17 protein-coding genes and 3 pseudogenes are annotated in these 23,492 nt (G+C 35.7%); 4 read left to right on the plus strand and 16 right to left on the minus strand.

What is annotated here, in order from left to right; translation table 11 throughout:
• Nucleotides 1-6: 6 nt before the first annotated feature.
• Together OK18_RS05740 and OK18_RS05745 are read right to left on the minus strand one after the other, a co-directional pair.
• Nucleotides 7-1,368 carry a M64 family metallopeptidase gene (locus tag OK18_RS05740; protein WP_053327400.1) on the minus strand — a complete coding sequence of 454 codons (1,362 nt, stop codon included), beginning with the start codon at nt 1,366-1,368 and terminating at the stop codon, nt 7-9.
• Nucleotides 1,365-1,862, minus strand: coding sequence for a hypothetical protein (locus OK18_RS05745; RefSeq protein ID WP_156173230.1), 498 nt, complete (start codon nt 1,860-1,862; stop codon nt 1,365-1,367). The genes OK18_RS05740 and OK18_RS05745 overlap by 4 nt, the downstream gene beginning before the upstream one ends.
• A gap of 102 nt (nt 1,863-1,964) precedes the next feature.
• Here OK18_RS05745 and ruvC point away from each other — a divergent pair, with 102 nt between their 5' ends.
• Entirely contained in the window at nt 1,965-2,519 is a 555-nt protein-coding gene (ruvC, locus tag OK18_RS05750; protein WP_050022466.1) for a crossover junction endodeoxyribonuclease RuvC, read from the plus strand.
• 665 nt (nt 2,520-3,184) lie between these two features.
• On the opposite strand, the gene OK18_RS05760 is transcribed toward ruvC, so the two are convergent.
• The 13 genes and pseudogenes from OK18_RS05760 to OK18_RS05820 all read right to left on the minus strand — a co-directional run bounded on the left by OK18_RS05760 (nt 3,185) and on the right by OK18_RS05820 (nt 17,837).
• Nucleotides 3,185-3,505, minus strand: a complete 321-nt coding sequence (locus tag OK18_RS05760) for a hypothetical protein (protein WP_053327403.1) — start codon at nt 3,503-3,505, stop codon at nt 3,185-3,187.
• A 419-nt stretch (nt 3,506-3,924) separates the two neighbouring features.
• A pseudogene (locus OK18_RS21105) lies at nt 3,925-4,270 on the minus strand (RHS repeat-associated core domain-containing protein); the annotation flags it as partial.
• Nucleotides 4,271-4,315: 45 nt separating this feature from the next.
• Nucleotides 4,316-4,909, minus strand: a complete 594-nt coding sequence (locus OK18_RS05770) for a hypothetical protein (RefSeq protein ID WP_053327405.1) — start codon at nt 4,907-4,909, stop codon at nt 4,316-4,318.
• 643 nt (nt 4,910-5,552) lie between these two features.
• Nucleotides 5,553-5,738 (minus strand): annotated as a pseudogene (locus tag OK18_RS21925) (RHS repeat-associated core domain-containing protein); the annotation flags it as partial.
• A 17-nt stretch (nt 5,739-5,755) separates the two neighbouring features.
• Nucleotides 5,756-6,259 carry a hypothetical protein gene (locus OK18_RS05780; RefSeq protein WP_156173231.1) on the minus strand — a complete coding sequence of 168 codons (504 nt, stop codon included), beginning with the start codon at nt 6,257-6,259 and terminating at the stop codon, nt 5,756-5,758.
• Nucleotides 6,256-6,726: a JAB-like toxin 1 domain-containing protein gene (locus tag OK18_RS05785; RefSeq protein ID WP_156173232.1), complete on the minus strand. Its 471-nt coding sequence runs from the start codon at nt 6,724-6,726 to the stop codon at nt 6,256-6,258. The genes OK18_RS05780 and OK18_RS05785 overlap by 4 nt, the downstream gene beginning before the upstream one ends.
• 151 nt (nt 6,727-6,877) lie before the next feature.
• A pseudogene (locus OK18_RS21930) lies at nt 6,878-7,055 on the minus strand (RHS repeat domain-containing protein); the annotation flags it as partial.
• Between the two features lie 47 nt (nt 7,056-7,102).
• On the minus strand, nt 7,103-7,552 hold the full coding sequence (locus OK18_RS05795) for a hypothetical protein (protein WP_053327410.1): 450 nt from the start codon (nt 7,550-7,552) through the stop codon (nt 7,103-7,105).
• Nucleotides 7,524-8,552, minus strand: coding sequence for an RHS repeat domain-containing protein (locus OK18_RS21885; RefSeq protein ID WP_053327411.1), 1,029 nt, complete (start codon nt 8,550-8,552; stop codon nt 7,524-7,526). Before OK18_RS21885 ends, OK18_RS05795 begins: the two co-directional genes overlap by 29 nt.
• Nucleotides 8,553-8,919: 367 nt before the next feature.
• The gene (locus OK18_RS05805; protein WP_050022460.1) at nt 8,920-9,279 is read right to left on the minus strand and encodes a hypothetical protein; all 360 of its coding nucleotides are present in this window, start codon (nt 9,277-9,279) and stop codon (nt 8,920-8,922) included.
• Nucleotides 9,280-9,285: 6 nt separating this feature from the next.
• Nucleotides 9,286-12,723 (minus strand): DUF6443 domain-containing protein, encoded by a 3,438-nt coding sequence (locus OK18_RS21670; protein WP_053327412.1) that lies wholly within the window; start codon nt 12,721-12,723, stop codon nt 9,286-9,288.
• A 3-nt stretch (nt 12,724-12,726) separates the two neighbouring features.
• Nucleotides 12,727-16,182 (minus strand): hypothetical protein, encoded by a 3,456-nt coding sequence (locus tag OK18_RS05815; RefSeq protein ID WP_053327413.1) that lies wholly within the window; start codon nt 16,180-16,182, stop codon nt 12,727-12,729.
• 11 nt (nt 16,183-16,193) lie between these two features.
• Nucleotides 16,194-17,837, minus strand: coding sequence for a T9SS type A sorting domain-containing protein (locus OK18_RS05820; protein ID WP_053327414.1), 1,644 nt, complete (start codon nt 17,835-17,837; stop codon nt 16,194-16,196).
• 315 nt (nt 17,838-18,152) lie between these two features.
• Here OK18_RS05820 and OK18_RS05825 point away from each other — a divergent pair, with 315 nt between their 5' ends.
• The 3 genes from OK18_RS05825 to OK18_RS05835 all read left to right on the plus strand — a co-directional run bounded on the left by OK18_RS05825 (nt 18,153) and on the right by OK18_RS05835 (nt 21,521).
• Nucleotides 18,153-19,223, plus strand: coding sequence for a DUF4407 domain-containing protein (locus OK18_RS05825; RefSeq protein WP_053327415.1), 1,071 nt, complete (start codon nt 18,153-18,155; stop codon nt 19,221-19,223).
• Nucleotides 19,224-19,237: 14 nt separating this feature from the next.
• A complete protein-coding gene (locus OK18_RS05830) occupies nt 19,238-21,100 on the plus strand; it encodes an AAA family ATPase (protein ID WP_053327416.1) in 1,863 nt (620 codons plus the stop codon).
• Between the two features lie 223 nt (nt 21,101-21,323).
• Nucleotides 21,324-21,521 carry a KTSC domain-containing protein gene (locus OK18_RS05835; RefSeq protein ID WP_050022571.1) on the plus strand — a complete coding sequence of 66 codons (198 nt, stop codon included), beginning with the start codon at nt 21,324-21,326 and terminating at the stop codon, nt 21,519-21,521.
• 61 nt (nt 21,522-21,582) lie between these two features.
• Here the strand turns inward: OK18_RS05835 and OK18_RS05840 are convergent, their stop codons facing one another.
• Nucleotides 21,583-23,445, minus strand: a complete 1,863-nt coding sequence (locus OK18_RS05840) for a GEVED domain-containing protein (RefSeq protein ID WP_082129147.1) — start codon at nt 23,443-23,445, stop codon at nt 21,583-21,585.
• Between the last annotated feature and the right edge of the window lie 47 nt (nt 23,446-23,492).

Here is a 23,492-nt window from a genome sequence, read left to right on the forward strand (position 1 = left end):
TATGTTTTATTCTTTTATTATTTTCTGGGATAATATTAAATCTTTGTTTTCTATCATATTGAGCATATAAACTCCAGAAGGGGCAGTTTTAATATCGACTGATATTGCAGTGCTGTCTTTCCTCTCAAATTTTACCGGAATTTTTCTTCCTGAGCTATCATAAACTTCAACTTTCACATCTTTTGCAAAATCCTTTTTCCCTTTAATACGGAATTCTCCATCTGTCGGATTGGGATAGATGCTGTATCTTCTTTCTTCTGCCTTCACTTCTGCAACTCCAAGAGTAGACTTACTGATTGTCCAGGTGATATTGGTAAAATGAAGGGTACTATGGTTATTTACTTTCAGAAGCGGATTATTATCTGTTACCGAAAAAATCAGGGTATTGTTTCCGTTGTTCAGCTGTGAGGGAGTAAGTGTCAGTGTGGAGTTTGTTGTATTAATGGCTGTTCCGTTCAGTTTCCAGGAATTCACCAGCGTATTGGGCACCGGAAGAATTTCATTAACGGTAAAAGTAATATCGGATGTACCGTCAACAGAGGAACTGTTGGCAGGTGTATAGGAGTCTACCGGGGAAACCAGGCTATGAATCTTCTCTATAATCGCTTCTTTACAAACAGAACAGAATTGCTGGTTAAGATACCTCATTTCACAGCTTTGATGAGGCCGGAACCAGGTAGGGCTCTCGGCATGAGGGTAAACTCCTACTGCATTTAAGCCTATCCAGTTTTTCCATTTTATTGTAGCAGGATTGGATGTCTGGGTTTTATTGGGAGATTCCAGAGAGCCTGCAAACCAATATTCATCTGCTAGCTTTCCAAAGGAATGCCCAAGTTCATGAACGACAATCTCATTTGATGAATTATTTAAAGAAGCAAAAGCGTATGTCCCTCCACATCCTCCATATTCTGTGGAGTTTCCCAGGACGTAGGTAATATCATAATCAGGAACGTTAGCTGCCAGTACCTGCCCTACTTTATTCGTTGTATTACTGTAAATACATCTATGAACTCCCACATCAAAAGTAGAACCCAGGTAATTATTAGGATTGGATACCGGAATTACAGGTTCTGCAACATCAGTAGCTGTTCCCGGGTGTTTTACTCCTGTTTCTGCGGAGATTACTTTTATAGCGTAGGCATTGAAATAGTTTTTATATTCGGTATATGGGCTCTTGGTAAAAAGATAATTCACTGTAGCCTGTGCCGACGTTACAAAATTATTTTGCTGTGCAGTGGTAAATCCATCTCCTAAAACAGCAATCACCACTCTTTTATCATTGGTTCCATTCTGCAAAAGCGGAACCGTCTCAAATACTTGTGCAGCATAGCTGCTTCCTATAAGAAGAGATAATAAAACTTTTTTCATGATGATAGTTTTTGGGTGAATATAACCTGAGCTCCTTTCTCAGTAATTTTTTCTATTTTCAGATTCCTGACATTTTCAGAAAAGGAAAACCTCACACTGAATTCAGCGTTTTGAAGAGAAGCCTGGTGTCTGGTGATTCCTTCTTTTTCATAGACCTCCAGTTCAGGCTTCAGCGGATTTTTTACCAGCTGTTGCGCAATTTCACTTCCGTCTTCTGCTGATATTGTAATAATAAGATCCCCGTTTTGCGCTTCTTTTTTATCAAACACAGGAACTGCCTTTAATTTCCCGCTAGTAATTTTGCTTTCCTGGAGGGCAATCTGATCATTTCCTGGCCGGTCTTTATTCACTTTAAAAAACAGATAGATAATGCTGTCGCTTACCGCGGCTATTTTCCCGGATTCCGTTTCCCGTGATAAAGATAAAGCACTCTCTTTCTGAAAGCTACAGAACATAAAGACGGGAACAATAAAAAAATTAAGTAAATTTTTCATAATCATTTTTATTTAAAGTTAATAAAGTTTCTGATACAATGAGGAGCCTTTAGTATATTTTTTCATATCCGGAAAAGCTTAGAATGTCATATCTTTGAACCAATGATTTCAGAGAAAATAATTTTAGGCATTGACCCGGGTACCGCTATTATGGGGTTTGGTCTTATTTCCGTTACAAAAGGTAAAATGGAAATGATCTCCATTCATGAACTGATTTTAAAAAAATATCCCAATCACGAAACCAAGCTCAAGTATATTTTTGACAAAACCTTGGCTCTTATTGATGAATTTCATCCTGATGAAGTAGCCTTGGAGGCTCCATTTTATGGGAAAAACGTACAAAGTATGCTGAAACTGGGCCGTGCACAAGGCGTTGCCATGGCTGCCAGTCTCTACAGAAATATTCCCATTACCGAATATTCTCCAAAAAAAATTAAAATGGCAATAACCGGAAATGGAAATGCCAGTAAAGAACAGGTCGCGGGGATGTTGCAAAACCTTCTTAAATTAAAAGAATTTCCAACCAAATATTTAGATGCTTCCGATGGATTAGCCGTAGCGGTATGTCATCATTTCAATTCCGGAACCCTGACGGATACAAAATCATATTCCGGCTGGGAAAGTTTTTTGAAACAGAATCCGGATAGGTTGAAGTAAATTTACTCTCCCGTACTATCTAATATTTTTTAATTTTACATTTATTTCAAGCTATAAAACAAAAATCTTCACTATTGCGAAGGTTTGTTTTTATTCTTGGTACAAGCGTGACGCTTGCGCCAGCTGGGTGCACAAACAAAATAGTGTGAAATAAGAACTTATATAAAAACAAATATAGTTGCCGGGATTATCCAACAACTATATCATAAATATTAGTATCTTAGTAATCTGTAACGTTATTTAGGACTAGTCACTATGGCTCTATAAATTTTGAACGAATAACCTTATAGAAAAAAACTAATAATAAGATTATACTGATTATAATATTATAAATCCCTAAAATTTTATTCGAAGGAGCATATAAATATGTATAAAAATAATATTCTCCTATAAAAAATAATACTATAGAAAGTAAAAAGAATACGCTTTTTTTTATTTTCATTATGAAATATATAGGAAAACTAAAGATTAATATTAACGGTATCATATATATTGACACATGTAAAATATAATTTAAAGTAAGACTAAATATTTCAGATGATGTTTTTGCATTATCTAATACAATATGCTTAAATCGATTTCCAATAAAAGCAAGCACAATAAAGAAAATAATATACTTTATTGTTGCATATAAAAAACTATTAATAAGAGTGGCTTTAAACATATTAGTTTCTTTTATAAAAGCGTGATGGATAATATGAAAAATCATTTATTGGCTTAGGCCTTGTTACGGTATTTTCTGAAGGGCGAACATAGTTCCCTCTACTATCTTTAAATGGATTCATACCAGAAAATCCTTTAGTTGCACTATGAGTTCCTGGAAAAGATGGCTGATTATACTGCATTAATTTAGAAGTGTTACCACTACCAGAAACTGTTAGACTAGCAGAAGGAAAAACATTCGTATAAGCATCTACCGAAAGACTCCCATTACTACTATTATAATTAATATTTAATTTTTGAGCTACATCTACTTTTAAAACCAATAATGTAATCCAAATTCTTCAATTGGAGATACACTTGCATGCTGTTCAAAACTTGTATTAATCCCTGTTGATGTAGGAGTCATTCCAAAAATATTATTACTTCCTCCTTCTCCAGGATAGAACATTCTTGGTGCACCAACTGGGGTATCACCAGGCTTAGATTCAAAACTTCCTGACAAACTTGTTAATTCTCCTGCATCATTTTCTCCCGCTGTTAATTTTAAAGTACTTGTTAGTTTAACACCAGAAGCATCTACTATTCCATTTAAAGGACCATCCCAAAGCTTACCATCAATATAGCTAGTAAAGTTAAATGTTAATTCCTTTCCTAAATAAGTTTCTCCCGCTTTAGTTGTGGCTTGGGAATTTGCATTTTTATCCCAATAAATAGAACCGTCTTTTCTCTGGACAAAATCCGTCCCTTGTCTTCCATCCGGATCAATAAATCTTATTGGATTATTAAATGCATAAGTGTAAGTACTCCATCTTCTCAAAGTTTCTGCAAGGGGATCAATTACTCCCCATCTTCCCAGATCCGGCATATACATTCTCGCCCCATAATCGTACATACCTGTCTCCTTGCAGCTCCTTACCATTGTACTTGTACTGATACGCCGCATTTCCAACCGAAGTATTATATCCCTCATGCTTCAGCCCAAACGGATAATAATTACTTTCTTCAATAATCTCTATTCCGGATTCGCTGTTCATATAACTTAATCGTACATTTCCTAAGTGATCCGTATAGTTGTAAATATACTTATTTTACAAAAACAGGCTGCTTTGAAAAGCAACCTGTTTATTTTTATTCTAGGCACAAGAAAGATGCTTATACCAGTGTGGGGAAAGTTTTCTAAAATTATTCAACTTTTTTTTCTCAACTTTACTCGTTGGAATACTAAACTTCTCAAAAATTTCTTTTATTTTATTTTCTTCTTCTGGTAAAGAATAATTTATTAGATTCATTTTCATATCAAATAGAAGAAGCCATTGATAAGGATCATTAGAAATGTTATCATTAGATGTGGTAAATTTTAAGTCAGAGTTGTTTGAAATAGATTTATTTATAATGGCTTTATTTAAAAAGTTAAGATCTTCAGGAGTATTACCCTTTAATAGTAAATTAAATTTTTTATACTTAAAGAAGGTTAAATTTTTAGCTTTAGGATTTATATTAATATCACTATTATTTTCCCTAGTGATGGTAATCATATATCCTTGATTCTCGTAATATAAACTTGATACATAAATTGATGATAAAGTTGGTGTAAAATTTTCATCATTATTTGTATAAATAAATGCATCAATAAAATTATTAATTTTATAATTTTTTGATATGCATGGAATTTGCGACCAACCTAACTGGGATATCAGAATTAGAACTAGTAATAATTTATTTTTCATATGCTCCATTTTTATCGTATGTTGTGTAAAAACCATTTCTATAAACTCTAAAAATAGTATCTTTATATATTGGATTAATTGTGTTATCATAATCATATGTTCCTTCATAAGCATCTCTATTTTTGCCAACATTTCCCCAAGGAAAATATCCACTTGGAAGACTGTTTCCTGGGTGATTATGATCGTGTTTTGTTAGTGTGAAAACTCCCTCATAAGATGAAAAGTTTGTCATTCCTAATGCTCGTGGATCAACTGGAGACTTTCCAATTAAACCGAAGGTTGATATAACTGATTTTGTTAAATTACTTCCCTTAGATGTGTATGTACCATTTGTAAATTCTGATTTGGCATTATTATATAAGTATTCAGCTAATTCAGTTGCTTTATTGGGGTCATTAAGTTTTAATGTTGTCATTAAATCAGATTTTCCGCCTTTCGAATCTTTTAATGTACTTTCTAATTTAATTTCTTCCTTATTTGCGGCAATTGTCCCCTTTTCCCCAATTTCAACTCCTTTAGCATCAGCTTTCAACGTTTTTCCATCTTTTTCAAATTGATTTTCAGCATAAATTACATCAGTATTAGAATCTGCAACTTTTGTTAATTGTCCATTGTTACCCCATTTAAAAATATCAGTTCCTTGTCTTCCGTCTGGATCAATAAACCTAATCGGATTATTGTAAGCATAATTGTAAGTACTCCATCGTCTAGAGGTTTCCGCCAGCGGATCCACCACACCCCATCTTCCTAAATCTGGCATGTACATTCTCGCACCATAATCATACATCCCTGTCTCCTGGAGCTCCTTACCATTGTATTTGTACTGATAAACTTAGGTATTATAGCTTACCAACCGTCATTATATTCCTCTTTCATCTTAGTACATTTTTTAAAAACTATTCTTTTCTGAGGATTATTATATGGAGCAGGTGGTAAAATTTTAAACTTTTCGTTTCTAGTCTTATTTTCAATATTTATCATACAATTATTCTCAATATTTTTAAAAAAGAAATAAAGTGTATAATTATTATAGACAGAAAATCCTTTCAAGTTCTCGATCTCCTTAGGCGTATCACTAGCCAAGAGAATATCCATATGATTCTCATTTTGATCTTTTAAATAAATAAGAATTGATTTTTTAGATTTTTTATCATGTCCATTGTTTTCTAGCTTTTTTATAAAATCATTCAGTTCTCTTTCTAAAGGTTCTTTAATTGTAATAAGATTTAGTTTTACTCCAGAGTCTGTTTGAGATATTTCATTTTTATTTGTTAGCATTTCTTTTTTTTGCGACGATGAATCACAAGCCAGATAAATAAATGAAAGAAAAATTAAAATATAGGATTTCATAGTTTTTTGATTTTTTTCATTACTTGATCATTATATTGAACAGTTGATTTTACCTTTGTACCATAAATATTAAAATATTGAGGTAATCCCGCACCATTACTTTCTTTTAAATATTTATAGTATTGTCTATCTCCAGTATAATCATTTGGAGTACCATCTGAGTTGCAACCTGACGGTTTAAATTCTTTTAAATCTGTTGCATTGGGATGAGAATGCCAGTTATCCAATATTTTTAAATCTTTTCCTTTCCCATAGAATGAATAATTAAACCAAGCTTGAGCAGTATCTACATTGGATTCGTGATTCGTGGATATTATAGAAGCTTTTCCTTCCTTAAATTGATATTCATTTAAACCAAACTCTACATTGGTGTTTCTAGCCATAAATTTAAATATCGTTTGAGCGTCTTTTTTATTTGATTCAATCAAGAATGTAGCTGTCCCACCATACATCTTATTCTCCTTCAACTTTTTTATCAATAAGATCCTTATTAACAACTAAAGCTTCTGATGAGTCAGAATTATAAATTGTGTGAGTTCCTTTTGTTTCGTCACTATTTGTTTTTCTGATCAAGTCAAGGGAGCCATCTTTATTTAGTCTAAAATCATCTTTAGGTGCCATACCATCAGGATCAATAAACCTTATTGGATTATTGAACGCATAATTGTAAGGGCTATGACGACGCATTTGCTCAGCCATTGGATCCACCACACCCCATCTTCCCAGATCCGACATATACATCTGCCCCATAATCATACATTCCCGTCTCCTGTAGCTCCTTTCCATTGTACTTATAATTATTAAAGCCACCAAGACTAGTGGCTTTAATAATTAAACTCAATGCTATTTTTCAGGAATATTTTGCCTTTCAATTTTTTGTACTTTACCATTTTTTATAAATATATTAACAAAATATGGTTCTCCAATATTAGGAAAGTAATCTTTACTTCTAAAATAACTAGGATCGTTACAAAATTTTAAATTTTCATTCTTGAAAAAACGATTGTAAATATTTTTTTCAATTAATAAAACTTTGTTATTAATTTTTTTCACATAATATCTGTCTTTTTCATAGACAGGTAATCCATAAGTAATCCCTATTATGGAATCATTATCTCTAATATCATTATATAAATATGTTATATTCTTACTTTTTAAATGCGAAGTATTTTTAATAACTTGTGTTGCCTCATTTATTATTGTATTATTAACAGTATTATCTTTATTACAAGAAAAAAATATTAATAAAAATACTATAATAAATCTATTTAACTTCAAATTTGGAAGAATCATAAATTATTGTTTTTTTTGAGTTTGGTACAACTATATTAAAATTATCAGGAGTTCTATTCTTATAAAAGTCATTTTCAAAAAGTATTTTATTTCCTCTATCACCTTCTGTTGGTGATCCATGGCCATTAAAACCTGATGGAACAAGTGTTCCTCCTGGATGTAAATGTGTAAACTCTGTCATTTTCATACTTTTATTATTTAATATTTTCCAAGCCATATACCCACCTACACCTTCTTGAGATTTTTTATATTCCGTAGAAATTGCAAAAACTTCTTTTCCTCCTTCTTTTACACTTTTATATCCTGCCAAGCTAAATTCATTAGTAACATTATCTTTGATGAAATTGAAAAAGTTTTTCATTGATCTTTTATCTGTTGAAATATAAACAGAAGAATCTGTAACTCTTGAATCATCTCCTTCACGAACTGTTGATTTTCCATCCAATCTATTATCAATAACATCTTTATTAACCGTTACCGATTTGCTATTATCTTCATTGTAAATAGTATGAACCCCTTTAGTTTCATCACTATCAGTTTTTCTAATTAATTCAAGCTTACCCGTTTTTAACAATCTAAAATCATCTTCAGGTTTTCTTCCATCTGGGTCAATAAAACGTATTGGATTATCAAATGCATAATTGTAAGGCGACCAGCGACGCATTAATTCTGCTTTCGGATCTACCACTCCCCATCTTCCTATGTCAGGCATATAGAATCTTGCTCCATAATCATACATCCCATTTTCTTGCACCTCCTTCCCATTGTAACTATAGTTATATGCTTGATTTCCATCTAATGTATTATAACCTCCGTATTTCAATCCAAGGGGATAATAATTATTTTCTTCAAGAATTTCTATTCCATTTCCATTATTGAAATAGCTTAATCTTATATTTCCCAAATGATCTGTATAACTGTAAATATACTTATTATTTTCAAAATTATAATAGCCTTCTGAGGTAGGAACAAAATTTAATACTGCGGGATTGAGTTTCAATTGTGTATATTGAAAGCCATCTAAGTAATCAGTAATCAACCCTATCTGAGTAGTATATTGCTTTCTTAATTTTATACCATTTGCATTAAAATATATTGTAAAGATGTTTTTAATTGAGTACCTGGAAATGATAGAAAGCTCATATTTTCAGGAAGGTTAAGATAATTATATTTTATCTTTTCTATCATCCTATCAAGATGTTGCACCATATTCCATTATCATCATAAGTAATTGTTTCTCCTCCGATTAGAGATTTATTTATCTTGTTCTGTTTTGTATTTGAAAATAGAAAAAGAAACCACCGCATTTGCAGTGGTTTTATTGTTATCATTGCACAAGCGTGACGCTTACGCTAGCAATGGGAAATTTATTCGAGAGAGGATAGTTCAAGTTTTTTTGCAATTATAAAATCAGAATCACCTTCAGACTTTTCTTCGTTCTCATCGGGATCAAAGCTAATATAAATTTGGTTGTTGATATGTAATAATTTATAATTTTCAATATTATAAAAATTATAAATATTACTATAATAAAACTTAAATTCTACTACTTCGGTAAACAATAGATTTATTTTAAAATAATTACTCTTTTTTGAAAAACCACTTATTGTAATTTGTATTTGTAGTTCCCCAAATTCATCTTTATTAAGATTTATTTCTTCTATTTTTGTGCTTATCAATGAGTTTTCTCCAATAAAAACTTCAGACGCAGTATTCGTTATATCCATTTCAAATTATTTTTTTATTCCAAAATCTCTTAATAATTCGCCTTTTTTAGGAGGTCTTCCCGGTTGCCTATCTCCTCTTCCTGTAGGATTTCGAGGATTAGGCTTGTAATCATGTATATGATCATCTTGCTCATTTTTAGGGTATTTTGGCCCGTGTCCCTTGTTGTATTCTTTTTGAACATTCCCATCGGGTCCATACTTTTTAGAAGTTGTTCCAGGATCGTTAGTTTCCGTTGTATTTGGTTCTCCTTTATCAGGTAATCTATTTTTCCTTCTTTTTCCTTCTTCTGGAACATCAACACCATTTACGTCTTTATCTTCTTCAGCTGTATCTTCAGTTTTTAAATTTCTGTAACCCGCACCTGGATCTGCAATAGTAGTGTATCCTGTGCTAGGTGGTGTAAATTGATTAACTGTCCACCAGACTCCAGCTCCTATTAACATTGCTGCAGCAACAACATCAGCAGGACCAGGTACTGGAGAATCTGCCTGTGAAACGAGTAAAGCAGCCATAGCTAAGCTTCCGGGACCGGAATCACTGCTTTTAGCTTTTCCGGTAAGAGTAACTTCTTGAATTACTACTTCTTTTTCTTTATTAGGAAGGATTTTTATTTCAGTAACTCCTTTTGGACAATCGGGAGGACATTTTCCTGTTTCACCCTCCATTCCTGTCGGATCGTTATATGAGATTGGATTGTTCCAAACATAACTGTAGGCTTCGTGCGTGTATTGACTTCTTGGATCCACCACACCCCATCTTCCCAGATCCGGCATATACATCCTTGCCCCATAATCATACATTCCCGTCTCCTGTAGCTCCTTTCCATTGTACTTATAATTAAAATATCCTCCTAAAAGCCCTCTTCCCTGGCCAATATGGTTTAACCCGAACGGATAATAATTGTTAGTATCCGTCACTTGAGCAACACCTGCGCTGTTTTTAATATAGCTTACCCTCGCATTTCCAAGGTGATCCCTGTATTGGTAAATATAACGGTTTTCCCCGAAACTATAAAATCCTTCTGCTGTTGGTACAAAATCAAGACGCCATTCCGGGGTAATAACGCCCGGCTCAAGAATTTCCCCGGATTCCTTATAAGCCTCCTTTTCAAAAGCTACACTTGTACGGCACCATAGGCAAGGTTCAATAACTTCACGATATTTGTACTGGAAACCATCCAGGTAATCGGTAATAACATTAGTGGTTGATTGTCCCCTTCCGCCTCCTGAAGTATTGAGTTTACGGAGTTTTACCCCATCTGCACGATAAAGGTATTGCAACCTGAAATTCTTAGTCCCGAAAAAAGGGTCAGTTTGGGTAATGGAATAGGCATCGGGTAAACTCAGGTAATTATATGCAATACTCTGAATCCCTTTATCCTTCAAATTAAGCATATTCCCATTCAGGTCATAATCTATGATATTATTTCCGCCTTCATAGCCGGTATCGTTCAGAGAATGTTCTATCACCTGGTTCAAACGGTTGCCGGTATAGTTATACTCTAAATCATCAACCACCGTGGAAGTGCTTCCCAATACCGGGAAAGCATTTCTTTTCAGGGTCATAATATTGCCATTCATGTCATAGGTAAGATGTTCATTAAAGTTATTGTTGTATGGATTGGTGGCATTAGGCTCCGTATAGATACCATCCTTTAACCTGTTGAGGCCATCATAGGTATAGGAATATCTTTTTAAAACATCCTCTGAAGAGTTTCTCCAGTCTACTTCGGCAATATTCCCATTAAACCTGCCTGAAGCTAAATTGGTATACACAGGATTATGGTATTTGATTTCATAGCCAAACAATTTCCCATTCAGGTTGGCAGGATCATTGATCCTGGTCATCCAGCCCCTGATATTGTAAGCATAATCAATACTCTGTAAGTTATTGCCTACTTTTTTATTGGATAGCTGGGAAAGTTCATTATAAGTATTCTGGGCTAAGATCTCTTCAGGGTTATTATCTACCTGGTGCCTGTGCACCAATAACCTGTTTTGGGAATCATATTCAAACTTTTCTGTAATAACCCTTTCCGTGTCGGTGTTTAAACGTTTATGCCTGGTAATGGCCATTTTAGGAGTGCCTGAAAAATCCAGCTGGGTTTCCGTACCGGTATACCCTCCAAGGTGGTTTACAGAATGAGTTCCCACTGTTCTTCCCCTGAAATCGTAATAAAAATATGTTTTGGTCCAGTTATCATCCTCTACATTCTTTACGTAAGAAGCAGTAGGCATTCCCTGGGTGCTGACAGTACTGCCTGCATTAATCACGGGCTGACCTAAAATAATGGCAGGCGGGAATTTATTGGTATCACGAGGATAACTATCATAGTAATTAATGCTAAGAACAGTCTGGGAACCGGATAGAAAATTATTGGTATAATACACTATAATTCCAGACCTGTCAAAACCTATGGCAGTCTGTTCTTCCACTATATTCTGATTGCCTATCTGGTTCTGCATTGCTTCTCTGTCACCGCCGGATAAAATCCCCGTATAAGCAACACGTCCAAATTTGTCATACTTGGTAAAAAGCCACTGTCCTTTCGCTTCCATAACGGTATCGCGAGTAAGAATAAGCCTGTCCTGTTTATCATATACCATATATTCCCAGCCTTTTCCTGGAAGCTTCTTTTCTACAAGCCTCCCTTTACCATCATAACGGTATTGATAGCACAAGTCGTTTAGCAGATCGTCCGTGATTGATTGATGAACAGCATTGGGAGGAATAACAAAGGCAAGTTGGTTGTATTCATTGTAAACATAATAGGTATCAATATTTTTTATCCCATCTGTTTTACGTACCAGCATAATTTGCCCCTGCCCATTTTTAAACTCTCGTGTTTCATTTCCATCTTCATCTTTTACTATATTTTTATACAGTTGATTGGGAGCATAGGTTTGTGCTGATGATAAACTCAGAATACTTTTAGTCGCATTGTTTTCCCAGGTTGTGGAAGTAACAAATTGATAGACTTCATCAGATGCATTCGTTCCATATTCAAACTTCACAGGTTTACCAGCCCAGTCATTGCCCACCTGGACCTGCTGCTGAATCCTGTCTAAAGGTGAGTTTTCCAGCATTTTTTCTGAATAGATCTTTTCCCCACCATAGATGGATGAAGCATTGCCAAGAGGTGAAGCATAGATAGCTCCGTTCTGGGTCCCGGGTTGAGGAAGGGGTAGGTAATCTTTAACCTGCCTTCCGAAACCATCATATTCAATATGGGTAACCACATCTTTTCCCGAAGGAGAGGCTTTTACGCCAACCACCTGTTTGGGCCTGCCAAGGCCATCAAAATACTGAACACTTTCTGTTACTTTTAAATCTGTATGGTCCAGATACGTTTTGGTATATATATAGTTCTCTGCCGGGGAAAGCTGCGCATGCAGTAATCCGTTGGTAAGCAGGATTCCTATAGTAATTATGAGTTTATTCATCGGTTAGTTTTTAAAATGGTACTGGTATTCTTTTAAGATCTTGTATGATACGTTGCCGCCCGCATCCCTGGTCTCCTGCTTAATCTCTTTAATCCTGTTTTCTGTATCGTAGAAATAAAGTTCTTTCACTCCGGAAGGTTGTATTATACTTCGCACTCCGACTAAAGGGTCATATGTATAAGTAGTAATCAGGGCTCGCGGCACTGCCGTTTTTCTAAAAATGTCTAGTGCAGACAATAAAGCTGATTCATCATTATTGGGAGCTGCAGATGCATCGGCATCCGATGCGTTGACAATACTCATTATTGAAGATTGCTGGATATCTGACATTCTCACACCCTCTATTTTAGCAATAGGAAGTGTCTTATTATAACCCCAGATAATTGTAACCGGTGTACCTTCTTTCAAGGTATACTCCTCCAGGTTTCCCTTACTGTCATATTTATCATACTTAATCTTAGTTTCCATAGCGTTTGTCTGGGTGTTCAATCCCATAACAGCATCAGGGAATAGACTGCTGGTAGATGGATCATAAATAACCTCTGTTTTTGCGATTGTCTTTTCAGCAACCAAATTGTTTAGCTTTTGGGTTACACCTGTTTCCAGCGGTATTCCAATCATATTGGCATTGATAAGCTTTTGATTATTCTTCTCCGTAGCGTACAAGTAATTGGTTGTTGTAGTACTGCCATCAGGAAGAAACTGCATGGAAAGTGACGGGTAATCAAAAGAATTATAGGTGTTGTTTGTAGTACTCGTTACTGAACTCTGCACTCCATTTTCATAAAAATAAGACGTCTCAGTTTTCTTTGATGGTAAAGTGATACCAAATTTTTCATAATTTTTATATGGTGTAGTAAGTTGTACAGCACCCGCATGAAAAAAAAGTTCCTGATAGCTATTATATATAAAGTATTCCCCTACTGAGTTTCTATAAAAATTATCCTGTAATTTGATACCGTCATTTTTTTCGATTTCTGTTACTGAATAATTGGTATTGATTTCGGAAAGAAGCTGGCCTGAAGAGTTATACTTTTTTTCAGAAACCAATTGGCCCCTAAGATAATCAAGATTCGGGATAGGCATGATGGGTGGCTGTAATGCTAAACTTCCCTGGTTTGGAAAATCAAGTGGTGACCTGAAGGTATAAACTGTACTTCCATTATCGGTAATGGCATTATTATTTCCTCTTACAATTTGTTTTACGGTAACATATTTATACCCCACATCTGAACCCTGTGTCTTTTGAAAAGGAAGGATATTATAATCCGTCTTTATATCAAAATTGGCACTATATACAATATCTGCATTATTTACTTTATTTCTATAGGAGTAGCTATCACTATAGCTCAGAACAGGCTCAGGAAACACTAAAGAACCACTGCTCTTTTGAGGAGTATTAATATCCCTATAATCATACATAAACTCCTTGGAGGGTGTGGGAGAAACAGGAGTATCAAAATACTGAATGTTATTGATCCTCAAACCTCCTCCGTTTCTTTTAGTTTCATTTACAAAAACATCTTCTTTCGTAGTAACAGAAAACGTATCAGTTATATCTTCAGGTATGGATGGATAATAACTCCCTGTTAATGAAGCATAATAAGTTCCCGGCTCAAGGTACAGATCGACAAGATAATCTGAAATAATTACTCCATCGGGGTTTACTGTAGATACTTCACAATAGGGAGGCTGGGGTATATTACAGGTTTGATTACCATCTCCTTTTTCATAAACCTCTACAAAATTATTGTCACTGATTTTTTTATAGATTTTAAATATCCAATTATAATAAATTAAGTTGCCGATCATAGCATGGAGTTTAACCGTTTGAGGGCTGTTTACAGTAAAAAAAGATTGTTTATCAGCATCAAAGGATCCAAAATGAACAGAAAATTGCCGTTCTTGCTTTGTTAAATATCCCTGTATAGGATACATTGAACCACTTCCACCGCTATAGTAATGACTATAATCATTAGTTCCAAAATCAAAAACTACTTTTCCTTTTGTAGGATAGGTGATTGATTTAATAACATCGTTTTTTATATCACTAGTATTTGCTTTGTAATATCCCCAGTTGTCTTTACTGAGTACTCCTCCCGTCTTATAATATTCTAAAGTATACTCTTGATTTTGATTATTGGGTGATATTTTAGTAATCTTATTCAGAATCATCTTTTTCAATACAGCCAAGGGAGTATTATGCTGATAATATGTATCTGTATAGCCATAATCGAAAGTGTACTTTTCGGTATAGTTAGTTATGTTTTGTCCCAGATAATTGGATTGGATAGATTTAAGCTTGTAAAGCTCTGCCGGCTGAATATAGTTGGAATCTTGTCTGCCTTTTTCATAATTCAGATATACAATACCTTTATCCACTATTTCAATACTGGTTAAAAGTTTTGTATTTGTGGTATTGTAGACGGTTTGTGATTCAATGGCTCCTGGCATATTTCCATCCGGATTCTGTTGAGTTCCACTAGTGTTTTGACTTGTATTATAATAATACACATCTTTTGCTACTCTAAAGGTTCTGGTAGTAGGTTCTTCAAACTTAACCAATGAAGAAAGTTCATACTTAAATAAGGCTAAGGCCACATTATTTTGATCCGTAATTTTGGTAAGGTGAAATGATGCCCAATAATCATCTATTTCTTCATTTCCATCAATATTTCCTATCCCCGTTGTTAATCCAGTTTTTGTGTTTGTAATTGACTTTTGGGATTTTTCCATAGGACTGAAAATGTACTTTATCCCTTTATCATCTATAATAGTAAAGAAGGTAACTTCTCCGGTAGTATTGTTTTCAAAACGGATCTGGAGATTGTTTCTGTCCAGTTTCTCTGCTTTATAATTTCCTGCAGCATCTTTTACAATATAAAATCTACCAGAATATCCCATGAAATTGTATTGAAATAGATCATACTCTGTATCATACCTTCCTAATCCTGCAAAGAAAGTATAGTCATCCATATTCACAGGTTCATTGTTCAACAGTTTATAAGTTGGATTATAAATATGATTATATATTCCAAACTTCGATTTCGGGGGAGAGGAAAAAGCAATCGTTCTGTCCTTTTCATCTACGCCACCACCTCGTATGGTTCTGGAAATGGTCCCTCCAGCAATTAAACTCCAGCCAAGACCTGTTTCACTGGCCTTATCATCTGGTTTAGCATTTAAAGGATGGTACTTTAGCTGAATATTTATAGGTACTTTGGAATTACTTGTCGAAATATTAAAAAGGGGAATACTGATATCAGGAATTCCTGTATAATAACTTACCGGGACTTCTTCAAACTTCATCAGGTTATTTGAAGTAGGAGCTGCTGGAAATATTTGATTGATGTCTCCAACATAACTTTTGGCAACATCCGCTCCTGCAGAAGATTGCCCATTAAGTGCATGCCCCCAGAAGGCTGTTAATAAAATAACAGCTATTGTATTTTTTTTCATGAATATTAGTTTTATTTTTTTATCAGTTTAGCATTCGCTGTTTTATTATTATCCGTTTTTATTGTCACCAGATAAGCCCCCTGTATCAAAGCCTGGGTATTTATTTTCGTGACCTTATTCTTCGTTTTCAAACTCTGAAGCTGTCTCCCGCTCATATCATACAACAAAATCTCAGCTTCTTTGAAATCAAAGCCGATTTCTACATACGCATAATCGGATACCGGGTTAGGATAAATCTTAATGTCATATTTTTCAATTAACTGTTCAACCTGCTTATCTCCTAATTTGACGATCTTCCAGTTTTCTTTCCCCAGCTCTTCTGCGCTGGTTCCTGCAAGGATAATAGAACCATCCCTGTTGAGCTTCAAGTCCGAAAGCCTTTCCTCTCTTTTTCTCGATTCTCCTCCCACATGTTTCCGCCACTGCTCATTACCATTGCCATCCAGGTACAGCATCCAGAAAGTTTCATCATCCTTTTCAATCCTTCCTTCTGCCTGGGTGTAACCTCCCAAAAGAATTCCTTTGGTAGACTTCCCGCTTCCATCTTCCAGCTCCCCACCTATCACACTCATTCCCATCAGAATATCACGGTTTTTAAAGTTGTAAGACTTTTGCCACTCCTCTTCGCCTCTTTCGTTAAGGGCAATTAGCCAAAGGTCTGTTCCTTCCTCTATTCCTACTGTTTTGTTCCCGGATCTTTCCGATCTGGATTCTCCTCCGATGAGATAGCCGCTGGAGGTCAATGCCAGGGTCCTCAAATGATCATCTCCTTTGCCTCCATAATTCTTTTCCCATTCTACCTTTCCGGCTTTATCCAGTTTTACAATCCAGTAGTCGCCTTCACCATAGTTGCTGCTGGCTTTTGGCATTTGGCTTCTGGCTACAGAACCCGCAGTTTTGGAAGGTAAATCCGGAGTATTGGTTGTTGATTGACTATTTCTTATATTAACAGCTCCGCTTCTGGAATAAATACCTAACAAAGCGCCACCGTCTTTCGTGGGAATTATTTTTTCAACTTCGTCTAAACCTTTTCCTCCTAAAATCAGTTGTGATAATTCTTTTCCCTCTTTATCAAGTCTTACTATCCATACATCTTTGGAACCGTAACCCTTAGAAGAGTTTTGTACATTTCCCGCTACAAAAAATCCTGAATCGGTGGTTTGAATCACTGCCCTGGCTTCTTCATCGGAAGGGCTTCCCAAAGTTTTCTGCCATAGTTCATCCCCGAACTCGTTGATTCTGACCAGCCAGATATCAGATCCTCCTTTGGAATCGTCCTTTTTATCCAGCCCTTTTCCGGAATAGGAGGTCCCGGCTAAAAGGAAGCCCCCATCCTGCGTGGTTACAGTGGCTGACAAATAATCATGGTTCTGTCCCGAGAAATACTTCTCCCAGACCTGTTCTCCCTGTTGGTTTAATTTTACCAGGTGGAAATCATAGCCGTTGTTCTGGCTGGCAGCATTTCCTGTTCCCTGCTTCCGGCTTCCCGCCTGAATACTGCTGCCTGTGATAAGGTACTGCTGGTCTATTGTGGTGGTCACCTGGCTTAGGAAATCCTGCGTTGAGGATTTGATGTCTTTCTGCCAAACCACTTCCTGGGCCGGCAAACTAAAAATTATGCATAAGGTAAATGCACTCATGTAGAATTTCTTCATACGCTGTGTTTTTACTATTTATATTACTATTGGCTGCGAATCTACAGTTTTTTCATATTTCCCACAATGGTAGATTTATCTATATTTTTGGTTGAATTTAAACCTATCCGATTCATCTGCCTTCTATCACAAAAGTAGGGATGCAAAGCGACAGAACATGTCGTAATTTATTTATTTTTCATACTAACCCACATTAAACAAAATTAACTGTAAACCAACATATTAGCCACATACAAGACAATTACTTGGTAAAACATAATACTATCTTTTACATTGGTATGATTTTTAGTACTACATTTGTATAAATTTTCTGTTATGAAAACAAACCAACAAACTATAAATCAATCGAATCATGCAATAAACTGGTTCCAGAAGTTTCTGATGATATGCTCAGGCGGAAACATCCATATCTTAAGAAAAACGCCCAGTGAATGGAATAAGTTTTCAGGAATCGGAGGCATTGTACTTTTCACGGCCATATTTGCCACTCTCTCTGCAGGCTACGCCATGTATACTGTTTTTGATAATATTTGGGCTGCCGCAGGATTTGGTGTCCTGTGGGGACTAATGATTTTTAACCTGGACCGATATATTGTTTCCTCCATTAAAAAGACAGGAACGTGGTGGAACCAGATTTTGATGGCAGTTCCCCGTTTGATATTAGCAACATTCTTGGGGATTATTATCTCAAAACCATTAGAGCTGAAAATCTTTGAAAAAGAGGTCAATAAACAATTGAACACCATTATTCAAAGAAATAAAAAGCAACTTCAGGGAGAAATGAACGGAAGGATCCTTCAGCAAAGCGGACCATTTGAAACAGAAAAGCAACAAATCTCAGAAAAAATTGCTCAATATCAGAAAGCCTATGATTCCGCATCGGTAGAGCTTGAAAAAGAAATTCTGGGAAAACAAACCGGCTTAACCAGTGGAAAAGAGGGTTTCGGACCTAATGCAAAGCGTAAACAGGAGTTAAAGGAACAGCGCAGGCAAGATCTTGAGAATTATCAGAAACAGGCAGCTCCAAGACTTGAATACCTGGATAAAGAAATTTCAAAAGTATATACCAACCTGGAAACTGAAAGAAAATCCACAGAAACTTTTGAGGATAAATTCAATGGTTTTGCGGCCCGCCTTCAGGCATTGGATGAGCTTGGAAAAAATTCAGCTATCATAGGACTTGCTGCAGCGTTTATTATGGGATTGTTTATTTGTCTTGAGATTTCACCGGTCTTGGTAAAACTGATTTCCCATGTAGGACCCTATGATTATCTTTTAGAAAAAACGGAAAACGATTTCAGGCTCTATTCCAAAGAAAAAATTGAAAAAGGAAATGCCCAGACAGATTTCCGTATAGAAGACTTTAAGGATAATTTAAAAAAATAATGTAATTTTCCTGCATGATTATCAATAAAGAAGAGATCCGGAAGAAAAAGAAAAAGCTGGATGATTGCAAAGCTTTCCTCAAAAAAGAATTCATAGGAATAGACAAGATCATTGATGACCTGATGGAATACCTGCAGATCTGGTATTTGATGCCTGAAATCCTCACCCGCCCTGTTGTCATCAATCTATGGGGCATGACAGGAGTGGGTAAAACAGATCTGATAAGGAAAATGGTCCGGTTTCTGGAATTTCAAAACCGTTTTGTAGAAATTGAGCTCAGCAATACCGATGAAACTTCCTGGAGCAAAAGTGTTTCCGATATCTTCCAGAGCAATGGCCTTAGTGATGAAAAGCCAAGTATCGTTCTTTTTGATGAAATTCAACGTTTCAATACCATTGATCCGGATGGTGCTCCTGTACCGCAAACCAAGTTCACCGATTTCTGGGAACTTCTGAGTGATGGACGCCTGAGCAAGCGGGAACGCGAAGATCTTGAACACTATCTATTCTCTTATCTTTTCCGTAAAAAGGAAAATGACAGGCGAAAACTCAACGGTGAGACAGAACTGGATGAAAATCCTTATCTCAATTTGTGGGATGCCAAAGAGCTTAAAAAATATCTGAGCATGGATGATGATGTCATGAGCATTATCGACATGAAAGAAGAGGATATGATTAAACTGATCCGTAAAAAGCAAAAGGAAAAGAAAATCTACGAGCCGGTAGACTACAGTAAAATGCTGATTATCATTAGTGGAAATCTGGACGAAGCCTTTCAGATGTCCCGTGATACCAGTGAAGCGGATGTAGATGCCAATATTTATCATGCTTTTACTAAAAAAATCACTGTTGTGGATATCAAAAATGCGCTTGCCAGAAAATTCCGTCCTGAACAGGTAGCCCGTTTTGGTAATATCCATCTGATTTATTTCTCATTAAAAACGGAAGACTTTCAGAAGCTGATTCAAAGGGAGATTAATACGTTAAAGCACAAAACCAAAACAAAGTTTGGCATTACGCTAAAGATAAATAAAGCTATTAATGAGCTGATTTACAGAAACGGCGTATTTCCGGTACAGGGAGTTCGCCCTGTATTCAGCAGTGTGGTTGATATTTTGGATACCAATCTCAGTAAGTTTCTTTTTGAAGCCATTATTCATGAGGATACTGCTATAGAAATTGATTATCTGGAAAAACAGAAAGTCATCACCGGCAGGATTGGAGCACGAACGATTGAGATCCCATACCTGGGAAGGATTGATAAGATACGCCAATCTAATCAGCAGGATGCCGTAGCCAATATCAGCGTGCATGAATGTGGGCATGCTGTCTCTTATATGCTGTATACAGGATTTGCTCCTCTTCAGCTGAAAAGCAAGGTAGCAAGCAGCTATGCCGCAGGATTTACTTTTCCTCATCAGATACATGATACCAGGGAAAGCCTTCTTGACAGGATTAAAATTTATCTTGCAGGAGGGATTGCCGAGGAAATTATTTTTGGAGAAGCAAATGCCAGCATCGGAAGAAGCCATGACAGAGAACAGGCTACATCACTTGCCATTGATTATATCAGAAAATATGGTTTTGAAGAAGATTATCAGGCCAATTACAGTCTTGAAGATTATCCTCATCGCATGCAACAGCATATTACTGACGAAAGGGTGGAAAAGCTGATGCAGGAATTATCAGGAAAAGCAAAGGAAGATCTTATCCTTCATATCAACCTGCTGAAGGATATGAGTAAAATACTCAGTCAGAAAGGCAGTATGCTTCCTAAAGAAATTCATGATATTGCTTTCAGACATCAACTAAAGGTAGAGATTAAAGAGGAAGGACATCTTCATATTACCAATTATCATCAAATACTGAATTCATAAAACTCTATTTAACCTGAGCCAGGGTTAAGAAAAGGTATAAGAGAAGGGAAGCTGAAGTTACTTTCAGGCCAACGCCACCATTAATTTGATTGTAAAGAAGATAAAAACAGATGAGTGGTTATTTTTTATGGCTCTATGATTTCCATCCTTTCCCAGCTTCAAATCTGATTAAATCAGAAATGCTTATCTCAAATATAGGAACATTTTTTGCAATATATATTGCATGCCATCAAGTGTTGTCAATAGATTTATATATTTTCCAGACACTGAAATATTGAGAATTATATATCAGTCAGGAGCAGTTTATGATTATTTTAAGGTGCCCCAGACTATTATTGAGAAATTCAGCGCTGCAAAATCCAAAGGACAGTTTTTAAATAAAGTAATTAAACCCAGGTTTAAGTATACTAAAATAAGCTAAATTAAAACCTCCATTTGAATGAAATGGAGGTTTGCTGTTTTTAAATTTTTTATTACAATAATTATTTAATAATCAATTTAGAAGTCTTACTGTCTTTTCCATTGGAAACCTGAATCATATAAACTCCTTTTTCAAGCTGTTGATCAACTTTGAAGATTCCTTTTCTTTCTTCAGTTACTGATGGACTTCCCACTAATCTTCCTGCCATATCGGAAATAGAAACCTTTAAGTTTTTACTATTTTTAGCTTTAATAAAAATTTTATCTCCGGTAGTAACAGGATTAGGATAGATTGTTAAGTCATCTTTGTCCACTTTCACTTCACTTGTTGCTAAATTGGTTACAAACTTTACGGTATAATCTTCAGCCTGCCCATAAGTTAGCTGTCCACAAGGTGTAATATTAGTATTCTGATAATCAACAATCACTCTCATTCTTAATGGTGTATCCATTACTACAGAAGATGGAGCTGTAAAGGTTGCATTGAACGAACCGATAAGGGTAGCCGGATCCACGGGAATATTGTTGCCAGAGCCTATTAATTCGGAAGCTTCAAAGCTACCGTTATTGTTAAAATCGATCCATGCACGAACTGCATTTCCTTCATCAGATACATTTACTTGAAGATTTTGAGACTGATTAACTAATAGTTCTGTGGATGTTGCTCTTAAACAACTTGCCCCGGTGTAATCTACATAATAGTTAGGATCATTCTGCCAGAAACCTGTTGATGCATTATTAATATTTCCTAATTTCACCAGTGTAGGGCCCACAAAATAGTTAGTCTGGTTCGTTATTCCGGTTGGAGTACAAGCTGCAATGGGAGTACCAAGTGAAGGTGTTACAGCTGGAGCAGTAGCTCCTAACGAAGTACTCAATGAACCTCTCATCAAAAAGAAATAAAGAGCAGCTCTGTCATGTTGTCCATTTGTAAATTTAAATGCTTTAGGGTTTGTATAATTCATCATATTATACTGTACTCCCTGATAATTTGATCCTGTACAATAGTTCATATCATTATTGGTTGGAGCAGGATCATTCAGCAAACTTCTTGATCTCTCTGTATCGCAAACCTGGTCATCATCTTGAGTACAATCATTAGTGGTCTGAGGACAAAATGTAGTGGTGGTATCTCCTTGCGGCGCGTCAGGATTTGCGTCTCCAAAAGTATGAAGCAGCCCCATACTATGTCCAAATTCATGTGCTAAAGTAACATCATCTTGTAATGTTACAACAAATGATTTCATAAAAGATTCATAGCCGGAATTCGCGTTTTGGGGTAAACCAGCCCAGCCCATAATTCCGTATGTTCCACCACCATCTACTTTATTCATAATATAGATGTTGAAGTAAGAAGCTTCCGGCCAGTGCGGAGCAATTGTTTTTATTTGAGATGTAGTCACTCCGTTTGTTCCCTGACGTTTTATCCCGTAAGAATCATATCCGGGAAGGGTACCTCCATTATATCTGATAATCCCTGTGGTAGCATTACAGTTAGGGTCTCTTTTTGCTAATACAAGTTTTATCGGCATGGTTGCTGCTGTTCCAAAATCAGCAGGAACTCCATTAGCCCATTGATAGGTTCCGGCATACATTGCGTTACAATGATCCAACCAAGCCTGAATTTGTGCATCACTTTTATTATATTGTGATCCTATTGTAGCATTAGTAGGTGCGATTACATGTACTACTACAGGGATTTCATAAACCCCATTAACGGTTTTAAAGGTATTCCCGTTTTTAGCAGAACTGTTTTGATTAGCAGCAATAATCCTATTACGAATATTCCGGATCATTTCATCAATTTCCTGATTCTGATTACGATGTGCTCTTTGTTCAGTATCAAAATCACACCAATCTTTTTTTTGCTGTGCTGATAGTGAAAGGGTAAGTAGCATTGCCCCACAAAGGATAGTTTTCTTCATTTTTAAATATTTTTAAATAAATAAAATTACATTATACTCATTTTCTA

It is taken from the genome of Chryseobacterium gallinarum, assembly GCF_001021975.1.
In the GTDB taxonomy this organism is placed as follows: Bacteria; Bacteroidota; Bacteroidia; order Flavobacteriales; family Weeksellaceae; genus Chryseobacterium; species Chryseobacterium gallinarum.